The sequence below is a fragment of the Microbulbifer sp. ABF4_148 genome, from assembly GCF_056158985.1.
The window spans coordinates 1,883,674-1,901,929 of the sequence record NZ_JBSWUI010000001.1; the positions used below are offsets into that span (position 1 = coordinate 1,883,674).

The following is an 18,256-nucleotide window of genomic DNA, read 5'->3' on the forward strand; positions in this document are numbered from 1 at the left end:
GATTACTGAAGCCATAAAAGGATGCCTCCGGTGGCGAGCAGGTTTGCCAGGGACAGCGGTAGCATGATTTTCCAGCCAAACTGCATGAGCTGGTCATAACGTGGTCTGGGTACTGCGGCACGCAATAGAATAAACAGAACGACCAGTGCGAACGCCTTGAGGAAGAACCACACCACCGGCGGCAACCAGGGGCCGAGCCAGCCGCCCAGGAACAGCGTGGTGATCAGGGATGAAATCAAAATGACAGACAGATATTCGCCGACAAAGAACATGCCGAACTTCATTCCAGAATATTCAGTGTGAAAGCCCGCTGCGAGTTCGTGTTCGGCTTCTGGTAAGTCGAATGGCAGGCGATGGCTCTCGGCGAGACCGGCGATAAAGAAGATCACGAAGCCGACAAACTGGGGGAAGATGTACCAGCCTTCCTGTTGGGCCAGCACGATCTCCCTCAGATTGAACGTGCCCGCCATCATAACGACTCCCATCAGGCTGAGGCCCATGAATACCTCATACGAAACCGTCTGTGCCGCGGCGCGAAGCCCGCCCAGTAAGGCATATTTGTTGTTCGAGGCATAGGCGCCGAGAATTACGCTGTATACGGCCATGGAGGACATCGCCAGAAAAAACAGCAGGCCGATGTTGAGGTCCACCACACCAATGGCGGGCGCCACAGGAATCACGGCAAAGCCCAGCAGCATGGTGGCCATGACGATCGTGGGCGCCAGTACGAAAACCGGAATGTCTGCAAATTTCGGTATGAAATCTTCCTTGAAAAACAGCTTGATCATATCCGCGACCACTTGCAGTAACCCAAAGGGCCCGACGCGGTTTGGACCGGGGCGATCCTGCCAGAGGCCGAGCAGGCGTCGTTCCCCCCAGGTCAGTAATGCGGCGAGGACGACAGCGGTAATCAGAACCCCCAATATATTGGCTGCCGTAAGCCAGGTTGCGGATGTCATATGTGCTCTCCCGCCGAGGGTGTCTCGCGACTCATTACCTGGCTTGAAGGTTCGACGCGCTCAATTTCGCATGCTCCAAACATCTGGGAAGTGAGGGTTTCGATTTCCGGCAAACCACATGGGATACCGACTACGCCGGGTGCAATGGGCTCACCGGTTTGCGCCTCCAGCTGGTAGGTGTGCGTGTGCAGCGTGAAGCTCACCAGGTCGCCGGCGGCGATACCGCAGCGATCCGCGTCCTCACGGTTGAACAGGACAAAGGGCGATTCGCAGAGCCCGGCGATGGCCGAGGCCGCATTACTCAGTTCACCGGATCCCAACAGCTGATAAATCGGAGCGACCTGTAAGTTAAGTGGATTTCCATTACTCATCTTGGTGGGGGAGGACATCGGCTCTGGTGTTCGAACCAGATGACATGGCCGTGCGGTACCTTCCCGTGGGCCGTCTGCACCATCAATGAATTTGTGCAGCGCCTGGTTGGAGTTCCAGCCCGGTGACCAGATGTTTGCCTGCAGGGGCGTCGCACCGGCTTGTTGGATACCCTCCATGGAAAAGCTCATGGGCGCATCGTAATCGGTCAGTGGGCGCTCCTCTTTCACATGCTGGTCAGCGTGCAGCGCTGTGCGTCCGCTGGCGCGATGGGTCTGTCGCGCAATCTTCAGGCCATCGATGCGGAAGGTTTCGTCGGGTCCAATGGCGCCGACATGCTGCAGGCTGGGGATCTCTGCGGATACTGCATCACTCAGCTGGTGGCAGTGTTGCCACTGACGCATGATATCGATACGTTTCTCCTGTTGATTGCCGCTGCCCGCGAGTTCCACATAGGCCGCGGCATCCACCAGCCAGCGCCAGCTTTCCTGGATAAATCCCTCACCTTCATAGACTGCGTAATGTCGTTGCAGCAGGCCTGCGCTATTGACGACCGTACCCTCTGACTCCGGTACTGCGGCGGAGGGAAATATCCAGTCGGCGCGACGCGCGCTGGCGTGATACAAACTGTCGATCAGGATCGACTCGTCAGCTTGTTCGAACAGTGCATCGATGACGGGTGAGGCAGCGCGTCTGAACAGGTCGTTTTCCAGTACCAGCAGTGTGACCGGTGCGGTGTCCGGCGCGCGATCGTTGAGAAGGGTAGACAGTGTTTCGAGCGGGACGGGTGTGTCATCGAAGCATTGCATCAGGCCAAGTGTATTCACCTCGGGGCAGGCGAGGTAGGTGGCGCAGGGGTAGCCCTGTCGATCGGCGATGACGGTGGCAAGCTTGCCGGCAGCTTGCAGGATTTCTGTATTGGCGCTGCCGCAGCCGCTGACAATGACCGGGTGGCGAGAATGCTTGAGCGCTGTGGCGATGGTATCGGCCAGCTGCTTAATCTCCGGGGGCAGGGCGCTGGCTGTTGAACTGCCATGTAGCGCGGCTATCAGGGTCTCGATTAACTGGATGATGTTGGCGGGGGTCGCGAGCCAGCGTGCGGCTGCCACATCGTCCAGTCCGGTTGTGGTCGGTGAGGCAATGTAGATCTGGCTTTCATGGCCCTGAAGCTGGCGCACAGAGGCGTCTTGCCAGAGGGGAATCTTGAGGGCTTGTGCCTGCTCCCTCTGGGTTGCGCGTGCGGCCTGTCGAACTGCCAGGCCGATTCTCGGTGCGGTATTGGCAATATCCTCGCCGAGGATGATTACCGTGTCGGCTGCTTCGATCTCGGGGGTATTGGGTACGTAGATACGAGGATCCCGCTGGATCCGGTCCACCAACTGCACCAGTTCAATATCTCGTGCACTGAGGCCTGCGTAAAAATTTTCCGCTCCCACCAGCTGGCGCAAGGCAAAGTTATTTTCCAGTGACGTACGCGGGGAACCGATACCGATCAGACGACGGCGTCCGCGCAGCGACTCTGAAATCGACTGGGCGAGATGGCTGACGGCGCGTTGGGGGTCGACCTCCCTGTGTAACTTGTCGCCCGCGGCCGCGGTACTCTCGATGAGAGCTTCAGATCGGACATTGAGCACCTGTTTTAACCGGTTGTCGGCATAGACATACTCATAGCCAAAACGACCGCGGTCACACAGGAAGTAGCCGTTGATGTCCGGGTTGTATAAATTGCTCACACGGCGAAGGTTTTCGCCTCTGCCGGTTGTATCAGCTCGTGCCCCGGGTGCTGTATTGCATCCCACCCCGCAGTGTTCGCAAATGGAAGGTGCGGTTTGCAGGTCCCACTTGCGGGTGTAATGGTTGCTGAAGGTGCGATCCGTGAAGACCCCGGTGGGACAGACCTCAACGAGGTTTCCACTAAAGCCATTTTCCAGCTTTCCTTCCTGCTGGCGGCCGAAGTACACCTGATTGTTACGCCCCAGTACTTCGAGATCTTCTCCTCCGGCGTAATCCCGGTAAAAGCGGACACAGCGGTAGCAGGCAATGCACCGGTTCATTTCATGATTGATGAAGGGGCCGAGATCCTGGTTGCGATGGGTGCGCTTGCGGTTGTTAAAGCGCCGGTGTGTATGCCCCGACATCTCGGTCATGTCCTGAAGGTGGCACTCTCCACCTTCTTCGCACACTGGACAGTCGTGCGGGTGATTGGTCATCAGGTTTTCGATGACACCGCCGCGAAACTCCCGTGCAGGTTCCGCATTGATACTGTAAATACCGCCATCCCGGACAGGTGTCATGCAGCCCATCACCAGGCGTCCGCGCGTATCCTCACTGTCCTTCAATTCAATAACGGCACACTGACGACAGGCACCCACGGAGCCCATGGCTGGATGCCAGCAAAAATACGGTAGATCGAGGCCGAGACTGAGGCAGGCCGCCAATACATTCTGTCCGTCTTCTACCTCGTAACCTCTGCCGTCGATGGTGATTTTCGGCATGTTATCGGTTCCTGTAGCATTCGCGGCTAGCTCAAAGCAGCAGACCTGCGCTTTGTCGCTGGCGCATAGGGGCAGTAGCCGTGGGTGATGTGTTCGTTGAAATCCTGCTCAAACAGTTTCAGGGCACTTTGGATGGGCTCTGCCGCACCGGGAGCCAGTGCGCAGAAAGTATGTCCCGGTGCCATGCGTCGGGTGTGTTCCACAAGCAGGTCGAGATCTTCGGGAAGCCCCTCGCCCTGTTCGATACGTTCCAGGATCGATACGACCCACGGCAGTCCATCCCGGCATGGAGTACACCATCCACATGATTCACGCGCGAAAAAGCGAGTCAGGTTGAGCACCAGCCCAACGGGGCAGGTATGGTCGTCCAGCACGATAATGGTGCCGGTCCCCATACGGCTTCCCGCTTTGCCAATGACGTCGTAATCCATCGGCAAATCGAGATGTTCTGGCCCCAGGAAATCGGTTGAGGCGCCGCCTGGCAGGAAGCCTTTCAGCTGCAGCCCATCCTGCATACCACCTGCGTGATGCTCGATGATTTCCCGAATCGGGGTGCCCATCGGCAATTCCCAGGTCCCGGGATTTTTGACGCGTCCACTGACGCCGAAAAGTTTGCTGCCGGCATCGGTACCGCGGCCAAGGGCTTTGAACCAATCTGCCCCGAGCTCGACCAGATGTGGCAGATTGCACAGAGTTTCCACGTTGTTGACCACCGTGGGCTTTCCCCAGAGGCCACTCACCTGGGGAAAAGGTGGTTTGGCGCGCGGTATGGCACGTTGCCCTTCGAGTGCATTGATCAGCGCGGTTTCTTCGCCACAAATATAATTGCCGGCACTGCGATGGATATGGATGTCGATGGACACACCGCTTCCCATGACATTGTCACCGAGTAAGCCGAATTCCCGGGCTTCGCCAATAGCCTGCTCGAGCCGGCGCGTGGCCAGGTGATACTCTCCGCGGATGAAGAGATACGCGGTCTGTGCACCAATGGCATGGGCCGCAATTGCCATGCCCTCGATTAACAGATGTGGATCCCGCTCCATGAGCAGGCGATCCTTGAACGTGCCGGGTTCCATTTCGTCGGCGTTGCATACGAGGTATCGGATGGACGGGCTCTCCGGGCCAGTGGGCACAAAACTCCATTTCAGTCCCGTATTGAAGCCCGCGCCCCCACGGCCGCGGAGCCCGGCGTCTTTGAGCAGTTCGATCACTTCGGCGGGTGTTTGCGCCAGCGCGCTCGCCAACCCACGGTAGCCGCCATTTTCCCGATAGCGTTTGAGGTCTGCTGCGACATTGTCAGAGCCGATATTTTTAGTCAGAGGATTGCTCAGCATGTTCCCGCATTTTCCGTTCGATAAGTTGGTCGAGATCGTTCGAAGTCAGGTTTTGATGCATCTGTTCTCCCAGCATCAAAACCGGGGCCTTGTCGCAGTCGCCCAGGCAGGGGGATTCCAGCAAGGTAAAAACGCCATCCCGGGTCGTTTGCCCGGGCTCAATTCCGAGCTTATTTTTCAGGTGCGCCTGTAGCTGGTCGCAGCCAGTGATCCAGCAACTCGCGCTTTTGCACAGGAACATGACTTCCTTGCCAACCGGTTGCCTGAACAGGAGTTGAAAGTATGTGGCGATGCTCTCCAGGTGGGCGACCGGCACCTGGAGATAATCCGAGACAGCGCGGAGGCTCTGGTCAGAAATCCAGCCCCGATGCTTCTGTACAATGCGCAGCGCCTCGAGAGCGACAGATGGCTTTTGCTCGTAGAGTGTGAACTCGTGTTCGATTTCGCGCTTTTCCGCGTCAGAGAGGGCGTCGTCATCCGGACGTTTCCCAGGAGCAGCCGGGCCATCCTCCGATTTCCTGTCTACCGCGATAATGGTGGACATACTTTTTTCTTCTCCGTCTTGCACAGTTCCCTGCTTCACGGTTGTCAGATATTTAGCGGTCTACGTCGGCCATGACGAAATCAATACTGGCGATGATGGCAATCAGATCGGCAACCAGCAGGCCTCGAGACATCAATGGAATCATCTGCAAGTGTGGAAACGACGGGGTACGGATCCGCGTACGATACGACATGGTTCCGCCGTCACTGATGATCTGGTAGCTGTTCAACCCTTTGGTGGCTTCAATGGGGACACAGGTTTCCCCCGCGGGGATTACCGGCCCCCAACTGTTGTTAACGAAATGTTGGATCAAGGTCTCGATGTCCTGCATCGTGTGACGTTTGTCCGGTGGCGTCGTCAGGGGATGATCCGACTTGTAGGGGCCCGGTGGCATGTTGTCGAGACATTGACGGATGATGCGCAAACTCTGGTGAATCTCCTCCACACGCTGGCGGGCGCGATCAAAACAGTCGCCGCCATCGAACACCGGCACATCAAACTCGAACTGGTCGTAGCTGCTATACGGTCGCCGCTTGCGCAAATCCCATTCGAGGCCGGTGGCCCGCAACCCCGGACCGGTGGCTCCCCATTCAAGCGCTTCGCTGGTGTCATACACCCCGATGCCGACCGAGCGACGCTGCACCAGTTTGTTTTTCAGCACCATTTGCTCGTATTCCTGCAAACGGGCCGGCATGTAGTCGAGAAAGTCACGAATCATTTTGTCCCAGCCATGGGGCAGGTCCTGGGCGACGCCACCGATACGGAACCATGCGGGATGCATGCGCCCCCCGGTAATTGCCTCGACAATACCGAACAGCTTTTCCCGATCCACGAACATGTAAAACACCGGCGACATTTGCCCAACGTCCTGAGCAAATGTGCCGTAGAACACCAGATGGCTGGCGATGCGGAAAAGCTCACACATCATCACGCGAATTACCTGCGCGCGTGCAGGCACACGGATGCCCGCGTGCTGCTCCAGGGCGAGTACATAGGGGAGGTTGTTCATCACCCCGCCGAGATAGTCGATCCGGTCGGTATAGGGCATATAGCTATGCCATGCCTGACGCTCGGCCATCTTTTCAGCACCGCGATGGTGATAGCCAATATCCGGTACAGCATCGACGACCTGCTCACCATCCAGCTGCAGTGCAATTCGGAATACGCCATGCACGCTGGGGTGATTGGGGCCCAAATTCAGAAACATAAACTCTGCGCTGTCACTGGCCCGCGCCATGCCCCATTCTTCCGGTCGGAAGAGCAGGGCCTGTTGCTCTTCGCGCTCTTTTTCCGCGGACAGCGTGTAGGGGTCGACTTCTGTTGCGCGCGCATGGTGATCCTTGCGCAGCGGATGGCCGCTCCAGGTGTCGGGCATCATGATGCGCCGCAGATTGGGATGGCCACAGAATTCGATGCCGAAGAGGTCCCACACCTCCCGCTCGTACCAGTTGGCGTTTTCCCAAATTGCCGTGGCCGACGGTGCCCTGAGTCTTGATTCTGGCAGTGCCAGTTTTACCCGGATGAACAGGTCCCTCTGCACCGACAGCAAGTGGTAAACCAGTGTGAAGTCGCTCTGGGGCTGTTGGCTGTCTCCCTGCCCACGCTCTGCGCGCAGCCGTTCATCGATCGCGGTCAGGTCATACAGCATGGCGAACGGCTGGCTGATCTCTGTCTTCAGGAAACGCAGCAGTGGCAACAATTGTTCCTGGCCGATCCAGATCGTTGGGATGTCGACGCAATCCGGCTGCAACCAGTAACTGCGATCGGGCGACTGCTGTGCAAGATCCGCGACAAAGTGCTTCGCGGCCGCGGCGTAGGGCGATTGGATGGTTTCGCTGGTAGCGATGACGCCGGTCATAGGGTTACACCGTGTCTGGAGCGCGCAGCTTTTGTGCGGCCATTCGCTCTTCCCGGTGGAGGTCCCTCTGGCTTGGGCGCGGTACCTGGCGAGGCCCCTGATCGTCCACCACCCAGCTCAGGGCGCGGCGGTCACTGGCGATCGATTTCTGCAGCAAGGTAAGGCCCTGCATCAGGGCTTCCGGCCGGGGCGGGCAGCCGGGGACATAGACATCGACGGGCAGGAAGCGGTCGACGCCCTGCACGACGCTATAGATATCGTACATGCCTCCGGAATTTGCACAGGACCCCATCGAAATGACCCAGCGTGGCTCCATCATCTGTTCATACAGACGCTCCAGGACCGGTGCCATTTTCATAAATACGGTTCCCGAAATGACGATCAGATCTGCCTGTCGTGGCGTGGCACGAATCACTTCGGAGCCAAACCGGGAAATATCATGGCGACTGGTAAAGGCTGTTGCCATTTCCACGTAACAGCAGGAAAGCCCGAAGTTGAATGGCCACAGCGAGTTGGCGCGTCCCCACGCGACCATATCCTCCAGTTTGGTGAGGAGCACATTGCGCTTGATCTCCTCCGAAAAGATTTCCTGGGTATCTCGCCCGTCACTTGCGGCGATGACATTATTGCTCTGAGAGGCTTTGGTTAACTTCCAGCGCATGTTGCTCCCCGCATCAAGATTGTTCTTTGGTTTTGTGTTTTTTCTGCAGGCTCTCCTGTTGCCCACCCCATTCCAGCGCGCCCAGGCGCCAGAGATAAACCAGGCCAGCGAGCAGGATGACAATAAAGACCGCTGCCTCGATAAACCCCGCTAGGCCGACGTCCCTGAAGGCTATGGCCCAGCTGAACAGGTAGACTGCTTCGAGGTCGAATACGATGAACAGGATGGCGACCAGATAGAAGGCCACGGAAATGCGCAGGCGAGCGCTGCCCTGCGAGACGATGCCGGATTCGTAAGGCTCGTCCGTCTGCTCATCGCGACGTCGTTGTCCGAGAAAATGTGATAGTCCGAGCATCAGGGTGATCAGTCCCACCACGGCGAGCGCGTAAACGAGCAGGGGCCATATGGCCGTATCGATACCGGTTGTTGTAGTCACGGTTTTCCCCGCATATGAGGGCGCAAGAAACGCCATCAATCATCGTTTTTATGGGCGTGCACCGATGCTCATCCGGGTGCATGGCCGGGGGCGCTGAAGTTGGGTCGAATTTGTCGGCTTGGAAATGAAAAAGCAGGCGACCGTTTTTATGGCTTACATGCGCGTTTGGCGACAAGAGCTCTATTTAGGCATGTAATTTATTCAGCGCTTCCATGTGTATAAGCGCTGGAAGGGGTTTCTGCCAGTTACCGGCTGGATCGATTATTTATTAGTGGAAAATTTAATATATGTTTCTGTTCTGTCGCTTTCCGTGTCACACGATCTGCTGACGCAGACTGCGACGCTCAGGCAGATTACCAAGAGGGTACCGATGGTACTTTCAATGGGCACAATTCTCTCTGGCAGAGGGTTACATGGATACAAAAACGGCGCCGAAAGGCGCCGTTTTACGCAAGGGACGATAGTGCGCTAGAGCTGCTGGATCTCCTCCAGTTGTTGCTGCAGGCGAGCTTTCGCATTCTGCATGTCTGCCAGCTTTTCTTTTTCCTTGTCCACGACAGCGGCGGGTGCCTTGTCGACAAACTTCGGATTGTTCAGTTTGCCTTCTACCCGTTGCAGGTCTTTGGAGAGTTTGTCCAGTTCCTTCTGCAGGCGTGCAGATTCAGCGGCGACATCGATCAGCCCTGCCATCGGCACGAGCAACTCCAGGTCACCAACCAGTGCGGTTGCGGACGCCGGTGCCTTTTGACCCTCTTCGAGCCACTCGATGGACTCGAGGCTCGCAAGCTTGCTCAACAGCGAACGGGTTTGCTGCAGCAGGTTCGCATCTTCGCTCGAACCGTTGCGTAGAATGACCGGGATTTTCTTCGCCGGAGAAATGTTCATCTCGCCGCGAATATTGCGCAACCCTTCGATGACACCCTTGAGCCAGCCAATCGCCGCTTCGGCATTGGTATCGATCCGGTTTTCATCGGCGATGGGGTAAGGCTGCAGCATGATGGTGTCGCCGCTCTTGCCCGCCAGTTCTTTGACCCGCTGCCAGATCTCTTCGGTGATGTAAGGCATCATCGGGTGCGCCAGTCGCAAAATGGTTTCCAGTACGCGGATCAGCGTGCGGCGGGTGCCCTTTTTGACTGCGGCGGAGGCATCGTCGTCCCACAGCACAGGCTTGGACAGTTCCAGGTACCAGCTGCAGTATTCCCCCCAGATAAAGTCGTACAGCGCCTGCGAAGCCAGATCGAAACGGTAGGTGTCGATGGCTTCGGCGACTGTCTGTTCTGTACGCTGCAGCTGGGAAATGATCCAGCGATCAGCGATTGTCAGTTCAAAGTCTTCACTGCCATCCTGTCCGCAATCATGACCGTCACAATTCTGCAGAACGTAGCGGGAAGCATTCCAGATCTTGTTGCAGAAGTTGCGGAAACCCTCGATACGGCCCACGTCGAATTTGATATCCCGTCCAGTGGAGGCGAGGGAATAGTAGGTATAGCGCAGGGCATCAGTGCCGTACGCGGCGATTCCCTCAGGGAATTCCTTGCGGGTCTGTTTCTCGATTTTTTCCCGGAGGTGCGGCTGCATCATGCCGGTGGTGCGTTTTTGCACCAGGCTCTCGAGGTCGATGCCATCGATCAGATCAATCGGGTCCAGCACATTGCCCTTGGACTTGGACATTTTCTGGCCGTGACTGTCGCGCACCAGTCCGTGAACGTACACCGTGTGGAAGGGGACTTCCTTTTTGAAGTACAGGGTCAGCATCATCATGCGCGCGACCCAGAAGAAGATAATATCAAAGCCGGTGACCAGTACCGATGATGGATGGAAGGCCGCCAACTCGGGGGTCTCCTCTGGCCAGCCCAGGGTACCGAAGGTCCAGAGGCCGGAAGAGAACCAGGTATCGAGTACGTCATCGTCCTGGCGCAGGGCGACTTCATCACCCAGGCCGTGCTTGGCGCGGATCTCGGCTTCATCACGGCCCACGTAGACGTTGCCGTCACTGTCATACCACGCGGGAATGCGGTGACCCCACCACAGCTGGCGAGAAATACACCAGTCCTGAATATCGCGCATCCACGAGAAATACATGTTTTCGTAGTTCTTCGGCACGAAATTCACGCGGCCATCTTCGACCGCGGCAATGGCTTCGTCGGCGAGTGGCTGGGTTTTGACGTACCACTGGTCGGTCAGCCAGGGTTCAATCACGACCCCGGAGCGGTCCCCGCGGGGCACCTTGAGGGTGTGAGGCTCAATTTTTTCCAGTAAGCCCAGCGCATCCAGATCATCGACGATCTGCTTGCGCGCCGCAAAGCGCTCCATGCCGCGATATTTTTCCGGAACGTTGTCGTTCAGATTCGCATCGGCGTCGAGGATGTTAATCATCTCGAGGCTGTGGCGCTGGCCCATCTCGTAATCATTGAAGTCATGGGCGGGAGTGATCTTGACGCAGCCGGTGCCGAACTCACGATCGACGTATTCATCGCCAATGATCGGAATTTCACGATTCGCCAGGGGCAGCTTGATGGTCTTGCCAATCAGGTGCTTGTAGCGCTCGTCCTCTGGATGCACCGCGACTGCCGTGTCGCCGAGCATGGTCTCGGGGCGGGTAGTGGCGACAACCAGATGACCGGAACCATCGGTGAGTGGGTAGCGGAAATGCCAGAGGCTGCCCTGTTCCTCTTCGTTCAGGACCTCCAGATCGGAAATGGCGGTATGCAGCTTCGGGTCCCAGTTCACCAGACGCTTGCCGCGATAGATCAAACCGTCTTCGTACAGGCGAATGAAGACTTCCTGGACCGCCTTGTAGAAACCGTCATCCATGGTGAAGCGTTCACGGGACCAGTCCGGACTGGCACCCAGGCGTCGCAGCTGGCGGGTGATTGTTCCGCCGGACTCTTCCTTCCATTCCCACACTTTTTCGATGAACTTGTCCCGGCCCAGTTCATGGCGATTCTTGCCCTCGGCGGCCAGCAGTCGCTCGACCACCATCTGGGTGGCGATACCGGCGTGGTCGGTACCTACCTGCCACAGGGTGTTGTCGCCCAGCATGCGGTGATAGCGAATCAGGGCATCCATGATGGACTCCTGGAAGCCATGCCCCATATGCAGGCTGCCAGTGACATTCGGCGGCGGGATCATGATGCAGTACGGATCGGCTTCGGTGTCACCGGACGGCTTGAAGTAACCGTTGTCTTCCCAGGTCATGTACCACTGCTGTTCGATGGCGTTGGGCTGGTATGTCTTGTCCATGTGGATGGGGGAACCTTGTCTCTGAAAATCTACCGGCGCGGATCCGCGCCAGGCTCGCCGCCGGGGGCGGGTCACCAAAAGGGCCGGAATTATACCGCCGGGCTGTATGGCGGCAAAGCGAAGAAGGCGCTCTGCGGTAGCTGCGGCCAAAGATCGCATGGCCGCGGTTGCCCGGGGCCTGGCGAATCAGGCATCTGGAAGTGAATTAGCGACGGGTTTCGAGTTCGTCGAGCATTTGCTCGATACGCGCGCGCAGCTGGCGCTCGAGTTCGGGCAGCTGCTGGGCGACCAGGCGATCGACCAGTTGCTGACGTTGTGGGGACGTGGCCTCGCCCTCGCGGGCGCCCCGATTTGGCTGCGCGTCGTGCTCGGCTGGTGCCGCTTCGATGCGGTCGGTGCCCGAGTCCGTCTGCTCGGTAGCGAGATTCTCCTCCGGCGCCACAGGGGGCTCAAGCCCCTCAGGAGCCTGCTCCCCCGACAACAGCAGCTCCTCGGGTGTTTCGTCGAGCGGGCGATCCGCCTCAGCTTCCCCGGTAGGCACCTTGCCTCCCGTAAGTCGGGCGCGAATATGGGCAGGGAGAAAGGGATTCTCCTTTTCCTCAGCGGCCGATTCGGCAAAGAGCTCGTGCTGGTGTTCCTCACGCCGTTGCTTGCGCTGTTTGCGCCCTTTTTGCGCGGCGGCATCTGCCGGTACGCCAACCGGTTCGATGCTGGTATCTGCTGGTCTGGGCAGCGCATTGAGTGGTTGCAGCAGGGCGCGCTCAGACTCGCTGAGTTCGCCGAGCATATCCTCCACGGGCTCTTCGTCGACCGGGGAGAAGAGGATCGGTAATTCGCTGGGGTCCAGTGGCGCCGGTTCCGGCATCTGTGGGGTTGAATCGGTCGCTCCGCCGGGGCGATCCGAGGGGGCAACCTGATCCAGGATCGGTATATCGCCGAGATCATCGGTTCCGAGAAGCTCCCGCAGGGAATTCAGCTCTGCGAGCAATTCCCGGGATTGGCCACGCTGCTGATGGCGGTGCTTGTGCCTGTTCTTCTTGCCGGACATGGAGTGCGCGTCAGAGCCTGTTTATATTTTGATCAAAGCTGAGTGCCCGCCCCTCAAAAAGAGGCCGTTGGCGACAAAAGGGTAGTTTAGCCGGACAGGCGAATGGCGGGCAATGAACCGGATCTTAATTTGCGTGCTTGGGCGTGGCTTGATCGGGTCGAATCCGGGTGCGGTAGCTTTAGCCGCCAATCTTGTGGGTTTGCAGCGGATATCCGCGGTCGCGGAAATGACTGAAGCGCGTGCGGGATCGCTCGAGCGAACCAGGCTCCTGAATCACGATTTCGGCCAGGCGCTCGAAGCGGCTGAACCAGGCGGGCAGATCACTGCACAAATTGATGAGTAGCCCGTGATGATCGGCAGGGTCTTCTCCGCAATTGACCTCCACTAGCGCATTTTTTTCCTCTGATTGCCGATTGTGTGGAACGTAGCTGTCCTCTCTGAAGGTCCACAGCAGTTCGTCCAGGCGCGTGGCGTGGTCCTCGGAGTCGACGGCCAGCAGCACCCTGAGACCGGCGCGCGTGGCTTTCTCGGCGAGTCGGCAGGCAAACAGGTCACTGTCCTCCGGCTTGTTTGAGGCGAGGACGTAGAAGTCGATTCGGGTCATGGTGCAATGGTCAGGTATTCGTTGTGAGCGCCCTTTCTGCCTCACCTTTGAGGTATGACAGAGACGCTGGCACCGCGGACCCCGGGGGCCCGCGGTGATTTCTTGGTGGTTTGGCCTGCCGGATTACTTGGACAGCAGGTAGTCCACCAGAAGCGGAACCGGGCGGCCGGTAGCGCCCTTGGCGGCACCGGAGTTCCACGCACTGCCGGCAATATCCAGGTGCGCCCAGTTGTAGTCCTTGGTAAATCGGGCGAGGAAGCAAGCGGCGGTCACTGAGCCTGCTTCGCGGCCACCGATATTCTGCATGTCGGCGAAATTGGAATCCAGCATGGGCTGATATTCATCCCAAAGTGGCATACGCCAGGCCCGGTCACCAGTGCGCTCGCCGGACGCCAGCAGCTTTTCGGCCAGTTTGTCCTGATTGGCGTAGAGGCCACTGGCGTGGCTACCCAGTGCAATGACACAGGCTCCGGTGAGGGTGGCAATATCAATGACCGCCTTGGGCTTGTATTTGGCGGCATAGGTGAGGGCATCACATAATACCAGGCGTCCCTCGGCATCTGTATTGAGAATCTCGATGGTCTGACCTGACATCGAAGTCACAATATCGCCGGGCTTGCTGGCGCGGCCGCTGGGCATGTTTTCGGCTGCGGCAACCAGCCCCACCACATTGATTGCTGGCTTGAGCTCCAGCAGTGCGTTAATGACCCCGAATACGCTGGCGGCACCGCACATATCGAACTTCATCTCGTCCATGCTGGCGCCGGGCTTCAGGCTGATGCCACCCGTGTCAAATGTGATGCCCTTGCCCACCAGGACCACGGGCTTGTCACCCGCCTTGCCGCCTTTGTAGTTCATGGCGATCAGTGCCGGGGGCTCGTCACTGCCCTTGGCCACACTCATGAAGGAGCCCATACCCAGTGCGGTCATTTTTTTCTGATCGAGAATGGTAGTACTCAGCTTGGGATGCTTTTTCGCCAGTGCCCGCGCCTGGTTCACCAGGTAAGTGGGGGTGCACACGTTACCTGGCAGGTCGCCGAGTTCGCGCGCGACGTTGCTGCCATTGGCTTGTGCTGCACCCTGGGCGCAGCCGGTTTGTGCGGCTTTGAGCTGTTTGCGCTCCGGGGCATGAATAATGAAGGCAGTCAGCGGGCTGGCTTTGGCGGCGCTCTTGAATTCGGTAAACACGTAAGTTGCCAGACCCATCGCCAGCGCCTGTTGCTGGGCTTGCCAGTTGATGTCCGCGTCAGCGACAGGGACTTCACTCAGGTAGCTGACCGCGTCTTTGAAGCCCTTTACCGCTTTCGCTGCCACTTGGCACAACTTGCGAAACTCGGCTTGGGTGAGTGCTCCCTTACCCGATTGGCCCGAGCGAACCAGAAGCACGCGTTCCGGTTTCGCCGCGGTCTGATTGAGCAGCAGTGTGCTGCCAGCTTTGGTGGAAAGATCCCCGCGCTTGAGCAGTTTACCAATAGCGCCATTACAGGCTTTGTCCAGGGCGGCGCCGCTGGCTGTCAGGCGATTCTTGTCGCCGACCGGCAATATCGCACACGCCGTGCGTTGCTTGGTGATATCAGTAACCTTGGCAGAAAACTGCATGCTTCCTTTTCCTCTCGATCAGTTTCAATCTATAAGTTGTCACCGGCGTCCCATTTTGCACGGGTGACTCTCGAAATTTTCCTTCCCGGGCGATAGATTCGCGCCAGAGTATTCGAGACACAGCCGGTATTTTTGGCGATAATGGGGCAGTGTAACCCGTGACGGGTTGATTTGCCGCGCCGGGGGCCCAATTGTTGGGACTCCCCGCGAGCAATGACCAAGCGCACACCGGGCCCTGGCCACAAGAGTTGCCCGTTCGCTGCTCATTTTTTGCCCGCGCATTGGCTGGGTTTTGAGGACACCATTTCCCCGTGATTATTTTTCGTTACCTGTGCCGCGAGCTATTGTATGCCACTGTGGCGGTCAGCTCGGTGCTGCTGTTAATGGTGATGAGCGGCCGGTTCGTGAAATATCTGGCCGAGGCGGCAGCGGGGGATCTGTCCGCGGCCATTCTGTTTCCCGTGATGGGGTATCGACTGCCCAGCTTCCTCGAGCTGCTGGTGCCCATGGGTATGTTCCTCGGGATCCTGCTCGCCTATGGACGACTCTACATTGAAAGTGAGATGACCGTCCTGCACGCCTGTGGCTTCAGTGAAAAACGTCTGCTCGCCTACACACTCGCTCCCGCTGCTATCGTCGCGCTTGCGGTGGCGGCGATGAGCCTTTACCTGACGCCAACCGGGATGGAGCGCTCTTCGGGCTTACTGACCGCGGATAAATCCCGCAACGAATTTGATCACCTGGTACCCAAGAAGTTTGTTGCTACCGAAGGCGGCCGCGCGGTTTATTACGCAGAAGGTCTGAGTGCCGATCGCTCGACCATGCACAATGTCTTTCTGGCGGAGCTTGGCAGTGCCGAGGCGCAAACAGAGACGGATTACCAGGTTGTGATCCGTGCCGCGGAGGGCGTCCAGGAAATCGATCCTGAGACCGGGTTGCGTTATCTCGTATTACGAAATGGCTTTCGCTACGAGGGCGTACCGGGGCAGCGGGATTATCGGTTGATGGAGTTTGAAAGCTACGAAACTCTGTTGGAAGCGCCGCGGGTGCGTGAGCGCCAGAGTGACCGACTCCAATCCGCGTCGACCCTCGACTTGATGCGCAGTGATGATCGTGAGGCCAAAGCCAACTTGCACTGGCGCTTCAGCCTGCCGGTACTGGTGTTGGTGGTCGCCGTGCTGGCGGTGCCGCTTAGCCGCACGAATCCCCGCCAGGGGCGCTACCTGAAAATGATACCCGCAGTGCTGTTGTATGTACTGTACCTCTATGCGCTGATCTGGATCCGCGGCGCCGTAGAGGATGGCAAAGTGGATAACCCTGCCGCGATCTGGTTGGTGCATCCTCCCTTCCTGATACTCGGTTTGATCCTGCTGTTTGGCAGGAACTGGCGCTTTACGCGTACCAAGCCGGCAGGAGACGCGCAGCATGCTTAAGCTCGATCTCTATATCGGCCGCACAGTGGCGGGCGCGGTGTTGGCTGTGCTGTTGGTCATTCTGGGGCTCGACCTGCTTTTCGCGTTTTTGGACGAGCTGGATGACGTCGCTGAGGGCTATCAAAAGTCCCAGGTTGCCAGTTATCTGCTGTGGACCATGCCCGACCGAATCTATGAGTACCTGGCATTCGGTGCGCTGGTTGGTTGCATGATCGGCCTGGGTACGCTTGCGGGTACCAGTGAACTTACTGTGATGCGTGCCGCGGGTGTGTCCGTCGGACGTATTGCGTGGGCAGTCATGAAGCCCGTCATCCTGCTGATCCTGTTCGGTATGGCATTGGCCGAGTATGTGATTCCCTATACCAGCCAGGTAGCTGAAAGTCGCAAAGCCGAGGCTCTGGGTGACCTCGACCGGCGCGGCCTGGATCAGGGATTATGGATGTACGATCAGGGAGAATTTGTACACTTCAACGCTGCAATGCCGGATGGCCAGCTGTACGGTGTTACGCGTTATCGATTTGCCGAAGAAGGTGAACTGGAGAAAGTAACCTTCTCTGAGCGTGGTGAATACGAGGGTGGCAAGTGGGTCCTGCTGAACAATCGTGAGACCCAGCTCGCGGAAGATCACACGGTAAGTTCCGCCAGTCCATCGAGTAGCTGGGATACGGAAGTGTCACCCCAGCTATTCGAATTGGTCGTGCCGTTGCCTTCAGATTTGGCCCCGCGCAGCCTGTGGTCGTATGCGACTTTTCTCGACCGCAAAGGGGAAGATTCAGGACGTTACTGGTTGGAGTTCTGGAAGAAAGTGCTGCAACCGCTGACCATTATCAGTCTGGTGATGGTGGCGATATCCTTTATCTTCGGACCACTGCGGGAGGTCACCACCGGACTTCGGGTATTCACCGGCGTCATTGTGGGGATCGTCTTCCAAACCCTGCAGGATATGCTCGGCCCGTCCTCTCTCGTCTTTGGCTTCCCGCCGCTGGTTGCCGTAGTCGTGCCCATTCTGTTCTGCTGCCTGCTTGGCTGGGCCCTGTTGCGCCGCGCGGGTTAGTGCCGGGGGCGCGGTATCTGTGAGTGCCTGGCGGTCAGCGCCGGGCACCCGGTATGTCGAGGGTTACAACGCGCCCGCAACACTCTGTCCCGATGTTATGACTTCTTCTTTGGCGGCAGAACACGCACTTGTGAGTCCGAGAACAGGTCATGCCAGGTAGCGCGGTCCGCGCGGCTCAGCCCCCAGAAGTATCCCAGTCCGAAACAGGCCAGCGAGACCGGTCCCACGATGGCCCGGCGAAAGCACTGTCCCCAGCTCAGCTGGACGCCGTCAGGACTTGCCAATAGCAAACGCCAGGCACGCATGCCGATGGTTTGTCCCGCAGCGCGCCAGGACCAGAAGAAGTATCCGGCGATGACGGCAATGGCGCCCAGGCGGAACAGCGGGCCGCTGACACAGGGGTTGTAATCCTGCTGTTGCGGTTGGCATTCGAGACCTCCGACCAGGCCGCCAACCATCAATGCGATAAAACCGTACACCATCAGCAAACCCAGCAGGATCAGGGCGTCGTACAGCAGGGCTGCGAGCCGTCGGCCGGGGCTGGCAAAGGGTAGCTGGGTGTACTCGGTTGGGGGGGTAGGGTTGCTCACGGGAATCTCCGCCACATTGAATGGCGGAG

General features: G+C 58.2%; 14 protein-coding genes. 2 read left to right on the forward strand and 12 right to left on the reverse strand.

Features of this window, described 5'->3' with window-relative positions:
• Positions 1-2 precede the first annotated feature (2 nt).
• The 11 genes from nuoH to ACXAD0_RS08185 form a co-directional block, all read right to left on the reverse strand.
• The gene (gene nuoH / locus ACXAD0_RS08135) at positions 3-959 is read right to left on the reverse strand and encodes an NADH-quinone oxidoreductase subunit NuoH (protein WP_475087870.1); all 957 of its coding nucleotides are present in this window, start codon (positions 957-959) and stop codon (positions 3-5) included.
• Positions 956-3,823: an NADH-quinone oxidoreductase subunit NuoG gene (gene nuoG / locus ACXAD0_RS08140; RefSeq protein ID WP_475087871.1), complete on the reverse strand. Its 2,868-nt coding sequence runs from the start codon at positions 3,821-3,823 to the stop codon at positions 956-958. Before nuoG ends, nuoH begins: the two co-directional genes overlap by 4 nt.
• A gap of 26 nt (positions 3,824-3,849) precedes the next feature.
• Positions 3,850-5,157: an NADH-quinone oxidoreductase subunit NuoF gene (nuoF, locus tag ACXAD0_RS08145; RefSeq protein ID WP_475087872.1), complete on the reverse strand. Its 1,308-nt coding sequence runs from the start codon at positions 5,155-5,157 to the stop codon at positions 3,850-3,852.
• Positions 5,135-5,701, reverse strand: coding sequence for an NADH-quinone oxidoreductase subunit NuoE (gene nuoE / locus ACXAD0_RS08150; protein WP_475087873.1), 567 nt, complete (start codon positions 5,699-5,701; stop codon positions 5,135-5,137). The genes nuoF and nuoE overlap by 23 nt, the downstream gene beginning before the upstream one ends.
• Before the next feature lie 52 nt (positions 5,702-5,753).
• Complete coding sequence (gene nuoC / locus ACXAD0_RS08155; RefSeq protein WP_475087874.1) at positions 5,754-7,559, reverse strand: NADH-quinone oxidoreductase subunit C/D; 1,806 nt, start codon at positions 7,557-7,559, stop codon at positions 5,754-5,756.
• Between the two features lie 4 nt (positions 7,560-7,563).
• Positions 7,564-8,220 (reverse strand): NuoB/complex I 20 kDa subunit family protein, encoded by a 657-nt coding sequence (locus ACXAD0_RS08160; protein ID WP_475087875.1) that lies wholly within the window; start codon positions 8,218-8,220, stop codon positions 7,564-7,566.
• Between the two features lie 13 nt (positions 8,221-8,233).
• Positions 8,234-8,656, reverse strand: a complete 423-nt coding sequence (locus ACXAD0_RS08165; RefSeq protein ID WP_475087877.1) for an NADH-quinone oxidoreductase subunit A — start codon at positions 8,654-8,656, stop codon at positions 8,234-8,236.
• Positions 8,657-9,124: 468 nt separating this feature from the next.
• On the reverse strand, positions 9,125-11,899 hold the full coding sequence (locus ACXAD0_RS08170) for a valine--tRNA ligase (protein WP_475087878.1): 2,775 nt from the start codon (positions 11,897-11,899) through the stop codon (positions 9,125-9,127).
• Positions 11,900-12,104: 205 nt separating this feature from the next.
• Positions 12,105-12,947, reverse strand: coding sequence for a hypothetical protein (locus tag ACXAD0_RS08175; protein WP_475087879.1), 843 nt, complete (start codon positions 12,945-12,947; stop codon positions 12,105-12,107).
• Positions 12,948-13,125: 178 nt separating this feature from the next.
• Positions 13,126-13,551 carry a DNA polymerase III subunit chi gene (locus ACXAD0_RS08180; RefSeq protein ID WP_475087880.1) on the reverse strand — a complete coding sequence of 142 codons (426 nt, stop codon included), beginning with the start codon at positions 13,549-13,551 and terminating at the stop codon, positions 13,126-13,128.
• Between the two features lie 123 nt (positions 13,552-13,674).
• Complete coding sequence (locus tag ACXAD0_RS08185) at positions 13,675-15,150, reverse strand: leucyl aminopeptidase (RefSeq protein WP_475087881.1); 1,476 nt, start codon at positions 15,148-15,150, stop codon at positions 13,675-13,677.
• 311 nt (positions 15,151-15,461) lie between these two features.
• On the opposite strand from ACXAD0_RS08185, the gene lptF reads away from it, so the two are divergent.
• Both lptF and lptG read left to right on the forward strand, forming a co-directional pair.
• The gene (lptF, locus tag ACXAD0_RS08190; RefSeq protein WP_475087882.1) at positions 15,462-16,583 is read left to right on the forward strand and encodes an LPS export ABC transporter permease LptF; all 1,122 of its coding nucleotides are present in this window, start codon (positions 15,462-15,464) and stop codon (positions 16,581-16,583) included.
• A complete protein-coding gene (gene lptG, locus ACXAD0_RS08195; protein ID WP_475087883.1) occupies positions 16,576-17,637 on the forward strand; it encodes an LPS export ABC transporter permease LptG in 1,062 nt (353 codons plus the stop codon). Before lptF ends, lptG begins: the two co-directional genes overlap by 8 nt.
• 95 nt (positions 17,638-17,732) lie before the next feature.
• On the opposite strand, the gene ACXAD0_RS08200 is transcribed toward lptG, so the two are convergent.
• A complete protein-coding gene (locus ACXAD0_RS08200; RefSeq protein WP_475087884.1) occupies positions 17,733-18,227 on the reverse strand; it encodes an RDD family protein in 495 nt (164 codons plus the stop codon).
• Positions 18,228-18,256 lie beyond the last annotated feature (29 nt).